The organism is Candidatus Poribacteria bacterium (assembly GCA_028820845.1).
In the GTDB taxonomy this organism is placed as follows: domain Bacteria; phylum Poribacteria; class WGA-4E; order WGA-4E; family WGA-3G; genus WGA-3G.
In genome coordinates this window covers 12,808-27,869 of record JAPPII010000032.1, presented here as the reverse complement: position 1 = coordinate 27,869, position 15,062 = coordinate 12,808, and the positions used below count along the sequence as shown (strand labels likewise).

Below are 15,062 nucleotides of genomic sequence, written 5' to 3'. Positions count from 1 at the left end.
CTCCTTATGATGCACCAGCAAAGTAAGCCATGGATGCTGGCAAACAAACATCACCAAATTCCACATATTCGCCGCTAAATCGTGCGTTTTGCAGCAAACTCACTGGTGGCATTGAAATGAGATCGTACAACTCCGGCAAAATAGGGAGGTCGATTGGATTCAAAAGATGTCGACAGGTAAACGTGCCGCGCTTCGGTGTTAAATGAGATTCCACAGCTTTGATCTCTATCCGCGCCTTGCTCATCCACAAACCTAATCGTATCCACTTAGGGAGTTTTTTTTCTAATTCACCGATGATGAAAAACTCAAACTTGCTCTCAGGCGCGAGTTCCTTCGCCTTTCCATAGGAGGGTTTGTTGGTGCGATTCGGGGTTGAGAAAGCACGATGTCGGTTATCCGCGAACTTAAAAGTGTTAATTACATAATCACAACGAATAGGTTTGGCAGGCGTAACGTAAACGCCTGCCTTGTTAATCGGTTGGAGGTCATCTTGATACGTAGGAACACTATCGGCACAATAGTAAGGTCTTTGGATGAATCCAAGTGCATAAGTTAGTGCCCAATTGTGAATGACTTTTTCTGTTTCATAGAGCCGGCCCATTTCACGAGTTGCATAATAGAGCGAGTCATGCAAAATAAGTTGGCACTTTGCGACGTGCATCAGTAACTCCTTACTTCTTCTTTTTCTCACTTTGGATAACACGTTCTGAATACTCAGTAGTCTCCGCGTCTGTTTCTTCAAGGAATGTCCTAAGTTTGTCAGCATCAGTAGTTACAGCAGTCACACAATTCATTAATTCACCAAGATCACTGCCGTGGACATGATGAAAGATGACTCCGTCTTCAGTGAGAAGTTGTGGTATCGCCATTTCGGTATTTTTGATAACTTCGGCTTGATTCAACGGGGTATTTTCCAACTGTTCAGAATCGGAAAGCCTGTCATAGATTGCCTGAGTCAGCTTAAGATTGGAAAAGATTTCTCCATCAGCAAATACAATACCAACAACATGATTGGCAAGCCTACCTGTTCGCGTCGTCTGTGCACCGTATCGTTTTGTCCGCAGCAGATTGTTAAGCACATACGCGAAACTATTGGATGTCACGTCCTTAATAGTAATTACAGAAGGAAAGTAGACCTGCGGGACAATGTGATCCTGTTCCCCAAAACTGGATCTGACTGTGCCCTTTTGGCTCATGTTTCCCTTCTCAAATAGGGCGTTAAATGAGAACTGTTGATGCGATTCATCATAACCACTGATAGAGTAAGCAGTATCCACATAAACCTTTGACTTTTCAGCACCAGCGTTCCCGATAGCAAACCCATAGTAGACACAATCTGGACAGCTCTGACAGAAGTGCTCATTGTAGTCGCAGTACCTGTCTGCTTTATCATTCTGATTCTGTGTGATACCGGTCCGTCGCAGGAGTTCACGTCCAGTCAAACGCTCTGGAGAGGTTTGCTTACGTTTAAACATTGCGAGTCGGATCAATAGTTCTGTTTGTTGCAAACCGCTTTTAACGTTGGCGATGTTTAGAGTTCCATCGGTTTGAAAGACTGGATAGGATTCGGTCTCCCGAACCAAGATAATGTGTGCGTATCGCCCCTCGGGTGCCTTGGGAATCGTATCCAAGAAATAGGTTTCAGGAACAAGCGTTTGGGGAATTTCAATTATTGACATCAGTTGCCTCCTCATTTTTTTCTTTTCGGAATTGTTGCCAGTTCGCCTGATACCAAGCGTTGATACCAGCATTAAGACGGTTCCGGCGGGCGCGCAGAATTGCCCGCTGCCCTTTGTAATCATCCATAAATACTTGGTCATAGAAGTAATTGATCAATGCTTCAATAGCCGCAGACTCCTCTCGTTGGAGCAAACGGGCGAAGCCTTGTGCCCGACTACTTCTAACGCGTTGCATTAGATTGTGAACCTCACCGCGTGCTTCCCATTTTAGGTCAATTGGGTCAATTGTAGGATCACTGTTAATGATGACATCCTCCACTAAAGCGATTACTTTCAATATGCTGTTGGCGTTAAAAGAATCGGGTCCATAGAAATTGAAGCATCTCTCGGCAATGCCTTCAATTAGACTCATTTTGTCACCTCCAAGGGTTTCATAGAATTGCAAATAGCGTTCCGGAATGAATATATCTCCGTCTCTGGGTTTCGGAAAACTATCCCACTTATTTTTTCGGCGAAGTACATCAAGATAGTGGAACACATAGAGTGGATCACTCTCTATATTCCCAGCGACACCATTGAGATGTTGCCACTGCGGTTTAGCTCCGTCGCGAAAAGCATCAATGTTAATGTCGTAGGTAGCTGCGAGCTTTTCTAAACCCGTCTCTATCTCATCAATACGGAGTCTATCTTTTTTCAAAACGTGTGTAACAAAAGAATGTGGAGCATTGAGAACCACCGTCTCTTTAAAATCCTCCGCACTGTGGTAAAGTGGCACTTGCGACTCCGTCACAACAACTTTAGCATTAAAAGCGAGTGTTGAGAGAAGTCCCAGGAACGTGGGCATTGCCCAAGATTCTGTATCGGTTGGTCGCGTGCCAAGGGTTGGAATACCGCAGAAATAGAATGTTGCCAAATCATTTTCACTAAAATCCATTTTGAACAAATTTTCCTTCTCAGTTTCAGGGATTTCAGTGTCAATGATAAATTCATCAAGTTCTACTAAATCAGTTGCAGCACTACCCTTGTGAAGTTTTCGCCGCACATCAAAAAAATTCAAGGATTTCAGGTTTTGATAAGCCTTACCGATAACCTTAGATGTTTCTGACGTAAAGAAATAACTTGGATAAAAATAGAGCCACTTAATTTTGACACTCTCATACCCCGCGCCAATAAGATTCCATCGTGATCGAATCAGAATTTGACGAAGCATCATTTCCAACTTGCACAGTTGGCAAATACCTCTCCTAACTCGACCAGAATTAATCGGACTTTTATGACTAAAAACTTGCGGTGCAAAAATCACGTCTGTTTCGCTAGATTCCTGTGTTTGAAAAACCGATGAACAGAGAGAACATCCTTTATCTGAACCCCTCCCAACTTTTTTTGTATTGGTGTACCGAGTGAGCTCAGTCTGGAAGTCTTGGTGGATGCCTTGATGCCCGTTAATATCAACCGTTTGTTTAACATAGTCCCGCAGCGTAGTAAAGCTATCCGATTGTGGCTGATTCTGGATAGTTTCAGCAAACACCTTAGTAACATGCTTAGCTATTTCCTCAAACAAAGCCCTCATGTCATTTTCATCTTTGCCGCGATTTTGCAAGAGGTACTTACCAGCGACGAAATACCAGGGCAACGGCACCCCCCCCTGACTTGGGATAGATGCAAAGGCTTCTTGCAAGTTATTCACTCCTAAATAAGAAAGAATTTCGTTGGCCACAGCTTCCCGCGACGCGAATTTGCCAAGCAGCTTCTCCACCTCAACGAGATACTCCGCCAACTGATCTACGCGGAGATCGTCTTCAAAATCCAGTGAAATATCCTCAGGAATTTTACCATCCGTTTGAAGCTGCTGGAGCTTTGCCAATCGTTTCCCTGCCGAAGGTGCTTTATCCTGTCGGAGAATCTTAAAGCAGCCTTTTTGGATTAATTCCAACATTTCGTCCGGTTGAAAGAAGGCATCATAATAATCTGCATATTTGAAACCTTTCCCGCCGCGTGTAAATCCGTTTAGATTCTGTCGAAGCCGGGAGGTACAGTATGTCTTGAGCTTCTCTACAACAATCTCAGCAATATCATCTCCTGTTGGGAGTGCTTTGTCATCCAAATTCCGAGATCGCAGATATGTCACACCAGTAGGAAAAAATAAGAACGGTTTCCACCCAAAATTGTCTCGCATCTCCGCAAGCACAGCATTGTTAATGACATTAGTCAGCATCCCTCGATTCTCGGAAACTTTGTGATACGCAAACACAAGTTTTCCACGACTTAAATGAGTAAGCGATTCCGAAATGTCCCGTCTCTCTAAAAAACTTGCGGGATTTTTCATAAAATAAGCGATGAGATCGGAAAACCGGCACATCCTTTTCAAAAACTCATAGCGGTTCCCTGAAAGTTGGCGATCAAAATTTTGTGGGTTGAGATCTGCACCATATTTTACTTGCGTATTCAGGATTAAATAGCCAATGTCCTCACGGTAAGTATTATATTCTGGACAAAAATTATCAAAGTGTAACCGCTCTACCCATTCATCCAGATAGCCATAAAATTCGCGTTTCTCGTTAGCATTAGCAACACTTAATTTTCGGACATTTACCAACTTGTCCAAGTCATGAAGTGTATAAGCAATGAGATAGAGATGTTTCTCAATATCGCTCAAATCCGCTTCAGATTCCCTCATAATCTGCAAGGTTGGAAAAACTCCGTTCAGGATATGCGCCAGCATACTTTGGTCGTCATTGAGCGCGTATTTTTCAACGGAACTCCCTTTTGCCGATCGCAGCGTGTATTCTCTCTGCATTCGGGGTCCTACGATCTCAACGTAATCTTGCAAAACATGATCATTAGCGGGAACTGATCCTTTCAGCAGCGCAATATAAGCGGATTCCTCTTCGACTTCAATTCCGTCATCCGTTAAATCAACCAACTGATCAAGTTGCGTAGGTGTAGGTGTCACTTCGCTGTTATCTTGGTTGTTATCTAACTGATCAAACATTTCAAGTTGCTCAGCCATTATTATTCCTCCCCTGCCCAAATGTAGGGCAACGATTGTAACAAGAGCGCGTCTTTAAAAAAGATAACACTCAGTGGATTCCCTTCGGAGTCAATTAAGCGAGAAATGCCAAAAAGTGGTGGTAGGCGTAAATAGGCTCTCAATTTATCTACTGACTCTTTACGGATCAGACACAAAAGTTTTTTACGCTTGAGTAAACGGTTTATTTTGTTAATGCCTTGGAAATTGCCATCAATCTGAAAGCCTTGACGCACTTTTACTTTGCAATATGCGTCTTCACTAAATCTGCTGAAAATTGCCTTATTGGAGCGTAGCCGCAGTCGTTCAGGTTCAGGACGATACTTTAGCAACCGTAGATAGACATCAACATACTTATACCGATGAGGTTGAATATCTCGTGCTTGAGCGATTTCCATGAAATCGTGCTTATTTATCCATTCAGTCTCAGCATTCCTGAGAATCCATAGCAAATCATAGGTTTTAATTTCACCATCATTTTGATCAAGGATACCACACGTGAAGGGCGTTTCACCGCGAAAGTGAGTTACAACGTTTTCAATGATTTCAGGTCGCTCTTGCGTGATTTTATAATACCACTTTACTCGCTCACCGATGTTCAGCTTGAAGACGTTGTTGTAGGTTTCTGTTAGTTGTTCGCGTAGCGACGCGTAATTATCACGCAACCGCGGGTGTCCCAATATATTAATGACGTGGGCAGGATGTAGCCAACCCCATGAGCGTTGATAGTTCCGAAAATCGTTGGTTGGTGAGAAAATACGTTTATCTTTTTCTTCGTTTCGCATGGAATCTATCAACGAAATTTTGTTGACCTCTTCAGGAATATCAGCTGCTTCTATCCGTTCGGCTACATACTTCGGGAGCAAGGAGTGTGCCACAAAACTGGTAAAGTTAATCTTCGTACCATCATCTTGTTTATACCCTTTGTGCCTCCCAAGACGCCCAAGACGTTGAACCCATGAGCCCGCGTTAAGTGCTTCAAAAATGAGGTAGTTGATCTTGAAATCAACGCCGACATCAACCGTTGATGTTCCGACAAGTAGATCTTTTTCCCGTGCTGATTTTCTGTCCAATTTTCCGGTTAAGCCTGTGATTTCCCCAACACTTGGAAACTCTTTTGCATCGTGACGTTCCGTGAGAAATGCTACAATACGTTTCGCCGATGCGACTGAATCAACAATGATTGCCCCGCGCGACCCAGGATTTTCTGAAAACCAGTTCGCTATTTCCTCATAATGGCTCTGAATCCATGCCTCGGTCTGCCGCCCAATTCCATGAAAGTGAAGGGTAAAAGGTTTGCAAATCTGACTCCAACGCTGTTCGTCGGCATTTTCAAAACGATAGTCCCCTTCAATAATTTTATACCGAAGCCCGGATTGCTTCAAACACTCTAACAGCAGAGGGTTTGGCGTAGCAGAAAGAAAGACAAATTTCTTCCGGTCGCGCGTCCCTCGTGTTTGTTCAATGATGTACAACATCGCAGTTAACACAGAAATCACCTGTGAAACGTCATAGATATGAAATTCGTCAAACAGAAATACATCGTAACAATTCAAGATAGTCTGCAGTAGCCGATCAGGGTTTTGGTGCTCGCTCATGTATTTGAAGTTGGCAATCAGGTTGAAAATATCCGGGTTTGTGAGTAAAACTTCATGTCCTTCTGCCAAAAACTCTATCGCGCCCGCTTGGCTGCCTAACTCCAATTCCGCGCGGAGATCATATAGGTGCTCACTGTACATGCACTCTGGTGTAATATTGCTACTGAACAAACCACAATAAGTTTCTATCTGATCACGCTGGTCACGGATTAACTCATTCGTTGGATACATTGCCAAAACGCGGTGATTGTCAACTAATGCGGGAAGATACGCTGCAAGACTCTTTCCATCACCAGTCACTGCCGTGTTGAAGACAACATCAACGTCAGGATCTCGAATTGCATCAAAAGTTTTAACTTGGTGTTCTCGCAAAGAAAGTCCTGTTGGTATGTCCGCGCTTGGTTCAGATTGAGAGAGTTTAGAGTAGACAGGTAAAACTTTAATAGGGTTCATTCTATTTTCCTACAAACTTAGAGTCTATTACTATGCTTTAATGATACCATATAAAATTTGCGTTTTACGCAAAAGTAAAAAAATCGACTTAAAAATTTGAAAATTCAGCATTTTTTTCAAAAAAAATTAGAAATTATAAGAATTCCTTGACTTTTTTTCTAAAAAAGGTTATACTATTATCATGTAGTTCATTCGCAGAAGTAAAGTAGCAGCCGAAAACTTTGCGTAGGCTGAGCTGCCTGCTGACCGGTCAGTAGGATAGGTTGCCCACCTTCTCACCAAGGTGGTTTTTTGCCCAATCTCAGAAGTAAAATCACAGCCGAAAACTATTACGTAGGTTGAGCTGTCCCCCGGCCGGCCGGGAGAATAGGTTGTCCACTCTCTGACGAGGGTGGTTTTCTGTTTTAAAGTTTAACAAGAATTCCGTCTTTCTCAGCTTGTGAAAGAAGGCCAGCAAGTTGGCTATTCTGATGTTTTCGCGATGCTCCTATACCCCCGGCTAGAGCATCTGCTAATCTTATGAGCGGCTCGTTTTGTCTTTTTCTAATTCCCCTCACATCTCTAACACGACGACACCCTAACCTTCGCAAGCGAACCCTGTAATCGCTGCATTTAGATTCGGTGAGTCCATCAACATGGACGTATATGCGAGAAGCGGAACGGTGTAGTTTATGGACTATTCTTGCAATACCTTCAACTGTTGCGCCGTCATAATCCGTTGTTTGATGGAATTCGCTGTAGAAGAGCGTGACATCAAGAGCAGCGGCTTCTTGGATTGCGGTATGTAGGTAAGTTAAACGCTTATTTTTGTCTGCAGCTGCCCATTTGACCTTGCCTTTGCCCGAGATTTTTTCTAGGGAGGCATAGAATTGGCGTGCCTCATCTCTATTTTCTGCAGCCACTACTGCCCCCGCGACAATGAACAATTTACCTCTTGTGTCTTGCCCAGACTCATCGACCCAGAGATCGATTCGTTTCACTTCTATTGATCCAAGTTTTCTCAACATTCCTTTTGCCTGTTTTATGTGTCATACTTAAAATTCCAATAACTACTAAAAATTAATGATAGCACATTCTTATCCGTATTGCAAATTTTTTTATCTCGTAATCGAGACACTTCTTATCGCCATCTTAAAATGCTTAAAATGTTGGAATGTGGCATACAAAAATTCCAATTTTTCAATCTCGTAATCGAGATACTTCTCGCCAACACTCCAATACTTACTATACACTATTTTATCGGGCTGGTCAATAAAAAACGCAAAAACTTCTACACCCCTTCCAAATTTCCAGAATAGACATTATGCATCCTACGCACAATCTCCTGAAATTCTGATCGAAATTCGGGTGGTTCAAGTACTTCTACTGCATCCCCAAGACTCAACACCCAAAACGTAAATTCCTCTTTCGGCACCTCATAACGGACAATCACCGATCCATCTGAACATCGTTCTATAATCTCTTGCGACCGATGGCGTTCCTTTTCCGTAACGAGATACGCCTTGTGCGCGGCAATCTTGAGCGTTACGCTGAGCGGTTCCCCGCTAAAGAGTTCCCATCGAGAAGCCAAATCCTCGGACAATGAAAAGTCCGCAGGCATTTCAAAGGTTTCATCTGTTAGCGTCACGCTTTGGAAACGCAGGATTTTGAAAGTCAGCGATGTGTTCTCGGATAAATTGGAACGTGCCTCAAGATACCAATCCGATCTCCGGAAAAAGATGGCGTACGGATGAAGGACATGTCTCACAGACTCCATTTTGCCACCCGGTCGATACGCCGCCCGAACCGCCTTTTGTTCGTAAAGTGCCTCCTCCAAAACACGAAAATGTTCCTCAACGTCATTATCACTATCACGCCCATAGGGCTCTACATTCTCAGAGAGATGGAGAGGCTCCTTAACCACATCGCTGTTGTTGACACGCTCAAGTTGCGCGGGACCATCCTTCTCTAATTTTGATTGGATGTGTTCAGCAAGGGACGTGTCAAGTTTTTCCAAAACCCTTTTGAGAGATGCCTCAAAACGCTGTTCTTTTGCAAGCGGCGAAGCCGTAATCACTAATTCCAGAACCTGTGCTTCTTCCGAGTCGATACGGGGCCAGCGCAGTGGACGGGTTGCCTCAATCCAATAGGAACCCCTATCCTTTTTCAGTTCGTAGAAATCTCCGATAACTTTCAGATCCTCATAGATACGCGTCATATCAACGTCATAGAGTCTTGCTAACTCTCGTACCTTAATACCACGTGTTGTTTTTTCGAGACGATCGATTAGGCTCAAGATACGCCGTAGCTGTTTCCTACCATCACTATAGCCCATACTGCCCCCTTATAAATAGCTGTAAGAACTGTCCCGACCCAAGAGAAACAAGAATTAGTTATGATTGTATCAAGTATAACAGAAAAAGAACCCTGAACGCAACATTCCCTTAGAGCTGTTCAGAACCATTCAATTGTCAGTTTTTTTATGCATTTCCGCGTAGGGATCGCGAGCACAGCTCGCTCCTACAGAAGAAAATATTCACAAAAATAAAGTAAATATGTAAAACTAAACGATCCTGACTGCTGACCGCTAATCACTTGACGAAAAATGCTTTTTTGCGTATAATCGAACACAGTATGACACAAGGCATCTTCGTTACAGGTACAGGAACAGAAATCGGGAAAACCGTTATCGCGGGTGGGTTCGCTGCATCCCTCAAAGAAGCCGGGACAAACGTCGGCGTGATGAAGCCCATCAGCACAGGCGATACCGCTGATGCTCAGTTCCTCAAACACGCCGCTCAGATTGATGACGAACTTTCCGCAATCAACCCTATCTTCCTCCGACATCCGTTGGCACCGTCCGTGGCAGCGCGGATCGAAGAGAAAGAAATCAATCTCTCAGACATCGAGTCGGCTTTCGCAGCACTTCAACGGAAATACAACTTTCTCATCGTGGAAGGGGTCGGAGGGATCGCAGTGCCGATTCTGGACGACTTCCTTGTGGCACATCTCATCAATACACTGCAATTGCCGATACTCATCGTCGCGCAGGTCGGATTGGGCACCCTGAATCATACACTCCTGACTGTCGGGTTCGCGAGGCAGTTCAACATCCAAATTGCTGGGATCGTCCTCAACGGCTTGCGTCCAGAGATCGCGGGACTCGCTGAAGCGACAAACCCGTTGGAAATTGAACGGTTGACGGATGTGCCAGTGATAGGGGTCGTCCCTTATGAAAAGAAGTTAGGGACGGCTTATCCAGATTTAACGTTTTTAGCAGAATTCATGAACCAGCATATCGCATGGCGGAAATTAGGAATACTTTGATGATACATACCGCAATTGTGCTCGCCGCAGGATTAGGACGTAAGGTATGGCCCTACGGGGAATTTCGACAGAAATGTACGATCCCCGTCGCCAACAAACCGATCGTGCGTCGAGTTGTAGAGAATTTGGTCGAAGTCGGGTGTGAACGCATTATCGTTGTCGTCGGGCATCACGCACAACAGGTACGGGGTGCCGTTGCCGATATACCAAACGTCGTTTTTGTTACACAACACCCCCTCGACGGCACTGCAAACGCAGTGTTAACCGCCTCAGAACACCTCGAAAATGAACCTTTCCTCGTCGTTTACGGCGATATTGTAACCACTTCTGAAAACCTACGCACTGTAATTAGCGACTTTTGCGCCCACGACGTAGCAGCTGCAGCATTGGTACAACCCCTCGGTAGCGAAGACGCAAGCGATTGGCTCTGTGCTGGCATTGATACCGGGGGTACCGAAGACCAAAACCTCTCAAAACTGACCGGTATCGAAGGACACCCACGCGGGGGTTCACATCGGCTCTGCGGCGTGTACGCTTTTCGGAGTAGCGCGACTTCTTATCTCTTAAGGAATCCAGGAATAGTCACAAGGGTCCCAGTCGGTGGGATGCCGCCGCCTGAATCCGAAATCGCCCAATCCCTACAACTTATGATTGACGACGGCAGAGCGGTGCTGGCAATTCAGACCAACGAGTTCTGCGTCGATGTCGATAAACCGTGGCACGTGCTGGAAGCAAACACGCGGATGGTTGACTATCTGGCGAAACAGGTCACGGCAGATCAGATCGCTCCCGGCGCGTCGATTTCCGATGCGGCGGACATCAATGGACACGTCGTTTTAGGAAAAAACTCTGTGATTGGTCCGCGCGTCGTTGTCAACGGCACACTCATTGCAGGCGCGAACAACAACATTACAAACGGGGCAATCTTACACGGAAACATCTTCGTCGGAGATCAGTGTAGGATTAGCGATTATTGCGATGTCGGTAGCAGCACCATCGGAAATCGGTGTATTATTGGGCACGGTGCCGAGATGGCGGGGGTCTTGTTCGATAAGGTTTATCTCTATCACTACTGTGAGATGTCCGGGGTCTTCGGATGCGCCACGGACATCGGTGCTGCAACGGTATGCGGAACGCTCCGATTCGACGACAAGGATACCGCAATACAGGTAGAGGGACGTTACGAGGTGCCGCCATCGGGGGCAAACGCAACCTATATGGGCGATTATTGCCGGACGGGTGTGAACGCGATTCTTATGCCGGGGAGACGCATCGGTTCTTATAGCGTCGTTGGACCGGGGGTCATTTTATACGACGATGTACCGAGCAAAACGATAGTGATGGCGAAACAGGAATTGATTACAAAACCGTGGGGACCTGAGCGTTACGGATGGTAGCCAGCCGTTAGCGGTCAGGATTAAGGGGTAAGGAGCTCCTTGAGCAGGTTGACGAGTTCATCGTTACCCGCGGCGAGTTCAAAGACGCGTTTGATTTTCTCTTCCCGGTTCGTCTCGGTTTGAGATGTCCCCTCAGGGTCCCAGAGCACCTCAATTTCTTTTGGATTCAGCCGATCGTAGGTAATCTTAGCGAGAGAGAAAGGATAGTTCTCAGGAATGAGAACGATCCAGTCGATAGTTTCACCACGGGCGGAGTATTGTCTATCTACAGTGAGTTTCGATTCCTGATGCGGTACGTTCTTTTTAATCCACTGTTTACGACCGAGCGTATCCGTCTCAAAATGGCCGACTTCCAGCCAATTGCGTCCTGCGCCGTTCGGTTTCGTGGTAATTTCAATCCGTGGCATATTCTTCGTTTCTCCGTCTTGAGAATTCCAGTAGTTAGATACACAAGTTTCATGGAGCAATTTTAACACGTTTGCTGAAAAAAGTCAAGGATATGGATTCGGAATTGTTGCCGATTCCACTTGACTTAATCAGCAGATACAAGGTAAAATAGCGTAAAATATACCGATATGTGAAGAAAAAATGACGTTTTTTTTGCTCAAATAACAACTTAGCGTACAATAGTATAAAATAAATTTGCTTTTTTTTCAAAAATAGGTATAATTGTACAAGGGGATAGTATACCAACCCAACAGTACACTAACATTGGCGTTTTTAAGTCAGTCTGAAGGGACAACTTCAACATGAAAGTGGAAATGAGATACGGCACTGGCACGTTACCGATGGAGATTCCTGAGGAGAATGTTGCTGGGATCCTTGAGATTGCAGAAAGTGTTCCACTGTCGGATGAAAACGGAGCGGTTCGGGAGGCAATCGCGCGTCCCATCGCCTCACCGCCCTTGGCTGAATTAGCCGGAGGTCGCGAATCGGCTTGTATTGTGATCTCCGACATAACTCGCCCCGTACCCAACAAAGTGATCCTCCCTCCACTGTTGGAAGTACTTGAAGCGTCAGGTATCCCCCGCGAAAAAATCACTATTCTTATCGCCACTGGTATCCACCGTCCAAATAATGCGGAAGAACTCGAAACGATGGTTGGCTCCGATATTATGGAGACCTACCGAATCGTCAACCACTTCTCGCAGCAGACAGAAACGCAGGCGTATTTAGGCAAAACTGAGAACGGCACTCCCGTTTATATCAATAAAACCTATCTTGAATCGGACCTGAAAGTCATCACCGGATTGATTGAACCGCACTTAATGGCAGGCTATTCTGGGGGCAGAAAGGCAATCTGCCCAGGCATCGCGTCCGTTGAAACGATGAAGGTGATGCACGGTCCCGAACTGATGGAGCACCCGAAGTCGGCTGTCGGCATCTTGGACGGAAACCCGTTCCACAAAGAAGCGACAGAAATCGCACTGATGGCTGGCGTTGACTTTAATCTGAACGTAGCGATTGATAAGCAGCGCAGTATCACAGGCATTTTCGCCGGTGACATGGTTAAATCTCATCTTGTCGGCGCGGCGTTCGTCGAAAAACAGGCGAAGGTCACACTTCCTGCCTCCGCAGACGCTGTCGTCGTGTCGAGTGCGGGTTACCCGCTGGATTCAACATTCTATCAAGCGATCAAAGGCTTGTTGACGGCTGTTGAGGTCGTCAAACAGGGCGGTAGTATCTTGCTTGTGGCAGCGTGCAGTGAAGGGATCGGCAGCAAGCCGTTCACAGACTTAATTTTTAAGACCGACGATCTCACTGCGTTTGTGCAGGGACTTTACAATCCAGCAAACTTCGTCATTGATCAGTGGCAGCTCGAAGAATTGGCAAAAGTTGCCAGGAAAGCTGACATCTATTTCTATACCGATGGGATTCCGTATCACCAACGATCCAAACTATTTGTGCATCCGCTGAAGACCCCCCAAGAGGGTATCGAAGAAATCTTAGACCGTTACGGAGCAGATGCCCAAATTGCCGTGATTCCAGAGGGTCCCTATGTCTTAGCACAGTTGGAAGATTCCTAATACACCATAGAAAATAGCAATCAATAGATCGTCTCTACTGAGGAAGTCCCCTCAACATCATTGAGTTGAGATTTAAGTAGCAAATGGCAAATTCAATTGTAGCACTCAGAGCATATAGAGACGGTTTGCATTTAATTATCAAACCGCATCTCTCTATAATAGAGATTGAAGAGGCTATTCAAGAAGAAATTTCTCGGATGAATCGCCCGTTAAATGGGACATCTCTTCAGATTGATCTCAAGGGGCCGACCTTGCAAGAGGAGGAAATGGCGTATCTCCGGTCAAAACTTAAGGAGGTCTACAATGTAACAGTGCGAGACTTCATGATAGTCTCCGAAGAGCCGCCGCCGCCACCTATTGCCGCTGCACCCACAACGCATATCGTAACACAAGTGGTGAATCCACCAGACAGCCGCGAGAGCGAACCGTCTCGGATTGTTCCTTACACAATTCGGTCGGGTCAAACAGAGGAGTTCCCCCAAGGGAGTTTGATTATCTATGGGGATGTCAACTCGGGTGCTGAAGTGAGAGCGGGCGGTGATATTGTTGTTTTGGGAGCATTGCGGGGTAACGCGCATGCAGGAATGAACGGCAGACTCTCAGCGGTCATCATTGCTATGCATTTAGTACCGCTGCAGCTTCAAATCAGTAATTATTTCAACCGTATACCTATTGGCAAAAAATCCCGAGGTTACCCAGAAATTGCGCGCATCGGGAAAGAAGATATGATTATTGTTGAAAGGTTTGTCAAGTTTTAACAAAGGAGATATCGGTTATGGGAAGAGTAATCGTAGTAACATCAGGAAAGGGAGGTGTCGGAAAAACAACCTCTACAGCGAATTTAGGGACAGCCCTCGCGCTTCTCGGTAAAACAGTCGTTGTTGTTGATGCGGATGTCGGGCTCCGAAATCTTGATATCGTGATGGGGCTTGAGAGTCGAATCGTTTACACTTCAATGGATGTCATTGATAAACAGTGCGAACTTGCGAAAGCACTGGTTAGAGATCGAAGGGTTGACGGTCTCACGCTTCTGGCAGCCTCACAAAAAAACAATAAGAACGATGTCCAACCTGCACAGATGAAAGCGATTTGTGATAAGTTGCGTTCAACGCACGATTTTGTCCTTGTTGACTCGCCTGCTGGTATTGAACGCGGTTTCAGCAATGCCTCCGCAGGTGCTGATGAAGCAATCGTGGTCACGACCCCAGATGTTTCCGCTATTCGGGATGCTGACCGCATTATCGGTTTGCTACAACATGCAAGAATTGAGCCGATTAATCTCGTACTCAATCGTTTTTCGCCGGAACTTGTCGGAAATGGGAGTATGATGGATCAAGCCGATGTTATAGACATCCTGAATATTGACCTCTTAGGTATCGTCCCGGAAGACACAGGTGTCATCACTTCTACAAATCGGGGGATCCCTCTTGTCTATGAAGAACACTCCGCCGGGGCACAAGCATATATGCGCATCGCACGACGGTTGACTGGACAGCAGATTCCGATCCCAGACTTAGAACAGAAAGGTCTGTTCACCAGCATTCTCAACTGGTTCACGAGAAAAACTTAAGGAG

12 protein-coding genes are annotated in these 15,062 nt (G+C 45.5%); 5 read left to right on the top strand and 7 right to left on the bottom strand.

Going from position 1 to position 15,062, the window contains the following annotated elements; translation table 11 throughout:
- Positions 1 to 4: 4 nt before the first annotated feature.
- The 6 genes from cas5d to OXN25_07925 all read right to left on the bottom strand — a co-directional run bounded on the left by cas5d (position 5) and on the right by OXN25_07925 (position 9,072).
- Complete coding sequence (cas5d, locus tag OXN25_07950; protein MDE0424783.1) at positions 5 to 664, bottom strand: type I-D CRISPR-associated protein Cas5/Csc1; 660 nt, start codon at positions 662 to 664, stop codon at positions 5 to 7.
- A gap of 7 nt (positions 665 to 671) precedes the next feature.
- Entirely contained in the window at positions 672 to 1,679 is a 1,008-nt protein-coding gene (cas7d, locus tag OXN25_07945; protein MDE0424782.1) for a type I-D CRISPR-associated protein Cas7/Csc2, read from the bottom strand.
- On the bottom strand, positions 1,666 to 4,689 hold the full coding sequence (gene cas10d, locus OXN25_07940; GenBank protein ID MDE0424781.1) for a type I-D CRISPR-associated protein Cas10d/Csc3: 3,024 nt from the start codon (positions 4,687 to 4,689) through the stop codon (positions 1,666 to 1,668). The genes cas7d and cas10d overlap by 14 nt, the downstream gene beginning before the upstream one ends.
- 2 nt (positions 4,690 to 4,691) lie before the next feature.
- A complete protein-coding gene (gene cas3, locus OXN25_07935; protein ID MDE0424780.1) occupies positions 4,692 to 6,758 on the bottom strand; it encodes a type I-D CRISPR-associated helicase Cas3' in 2,067 nt (688 codons plus the stop codon).
- 404 nt (positions 6,759 to 7,162) lie between these two features.
- Positions 7,163 to 7,765, bottom strand: a complete 603-nt coding sequence (locus OXN25_07930) for a DUF3800 domain-containing protein (protein MDE0424779.1) — start codon at positions 7,763 to 7,765, stop codon at positions 7,163 to 7,165.
- 263 nt (positions 7,766 to 8,028) lie between these two features.
- Positions 8,029 to 9,072, bottom strand: a complete 1,044-nt coding sequence (locus OXN25_07925; GenBank protein MDE0424778.1) for a WYL domain-containing protein — start codon at positions 9,070 to 9,072, stop codon at positions 8,029 to 8,031.
- Between the two features lie 278 nt (positions 9,073 to 9,350).
- Here OXN25_07925 and bioD point away from each other — a divergent pair, with 278 nt between their 5' ends.
- Positions 9,351 to 10,064, top strand: coding sequence for a dethiobiotin synthase (gene bioD, locus OXN25_07920; GenBank protein ID MDE0424777.1), 714 nt, complete (start codon positions 9,351 to 9,353; stop codon positions 10,062 to 10,064).
- The gene (locus OXN25_07915; protein MDE0424776.1) at positions 10,064 to 11,461 is read left to right on the top strand and encodes an NDP-sugar synthase; all 1,398 of its coding nucleotides are present in this window, start codon (positions 10,064 to 10,066) and stop codon (positions 11,459 to 11,461) included. The genes bioD and OXN25_07915 overlap by 1 nt, the downstream gene beginning before the upstream one ends.
- Before the next feature lie 20 nt (positions 11,462 to 11,481).
- Here the strand turns inward: OXN25_07915 and OXN25_07910 are convergent, their stop codons facing one another.
- Positions 11,482 to 11,868: a hypothetical protein gene (locus OXN25_07910; protein MDE0424775.1), complete on the bottom strand. Its 387-nt coding sequence runs from the start codon at positions 11,866 to 11,868 to the stop codon at positions 11,482 to 11,484.
- Positions 11,869 to 12,210: 342 nt separating this feature from the next.
- Between OXN25_07910 and larA the strand changes: the two genes are divergently transcribed.
- The 3 genes from larA to minD all read left to right on the top strand — a co-directional run bounded on the left by larA (position 12,211) and on the right by minD (position 15,058).
- Positions 12,211 to 13,488 carry a nickel-dependent lactate racemase gene (gene larA, locus OXN25_07905; protein MDE0424774.1) on the top strand — a complete coding sequence of 426 codons (1,278 nt, stop codon included), beginning with the start codon at positions 12,211 to 12,213 and terminating at the stop codon, positions 13,486 to 13,488.
- 83 nt (positions 13,489 to 13,571) lie between these two features.
- On the top strand, positions 13,572 to 14,246 hold the full coding sequence (locus tag OXN25_07900; protein ID MDE0424773.1) for a hypothetical protein: 675 nt from the start codon (positions 13,572 to 13,574) through the stop codon (positions 14,244 to 14,246).
- Positions 14,247 to 14,263: 17 nt separating this feature from the next.
- Entirely contained in the window at positions 14,264 to 15,058 is a 795-nt protein-coding gene (gene minD / locus OXN25_07895; GenBank protein ID MDE0424772.1) for a septum site-determining protein MinD, read from the top strand.
- Positions 15,059 to 15,062 lie beyond the last annotated feature (4 nt).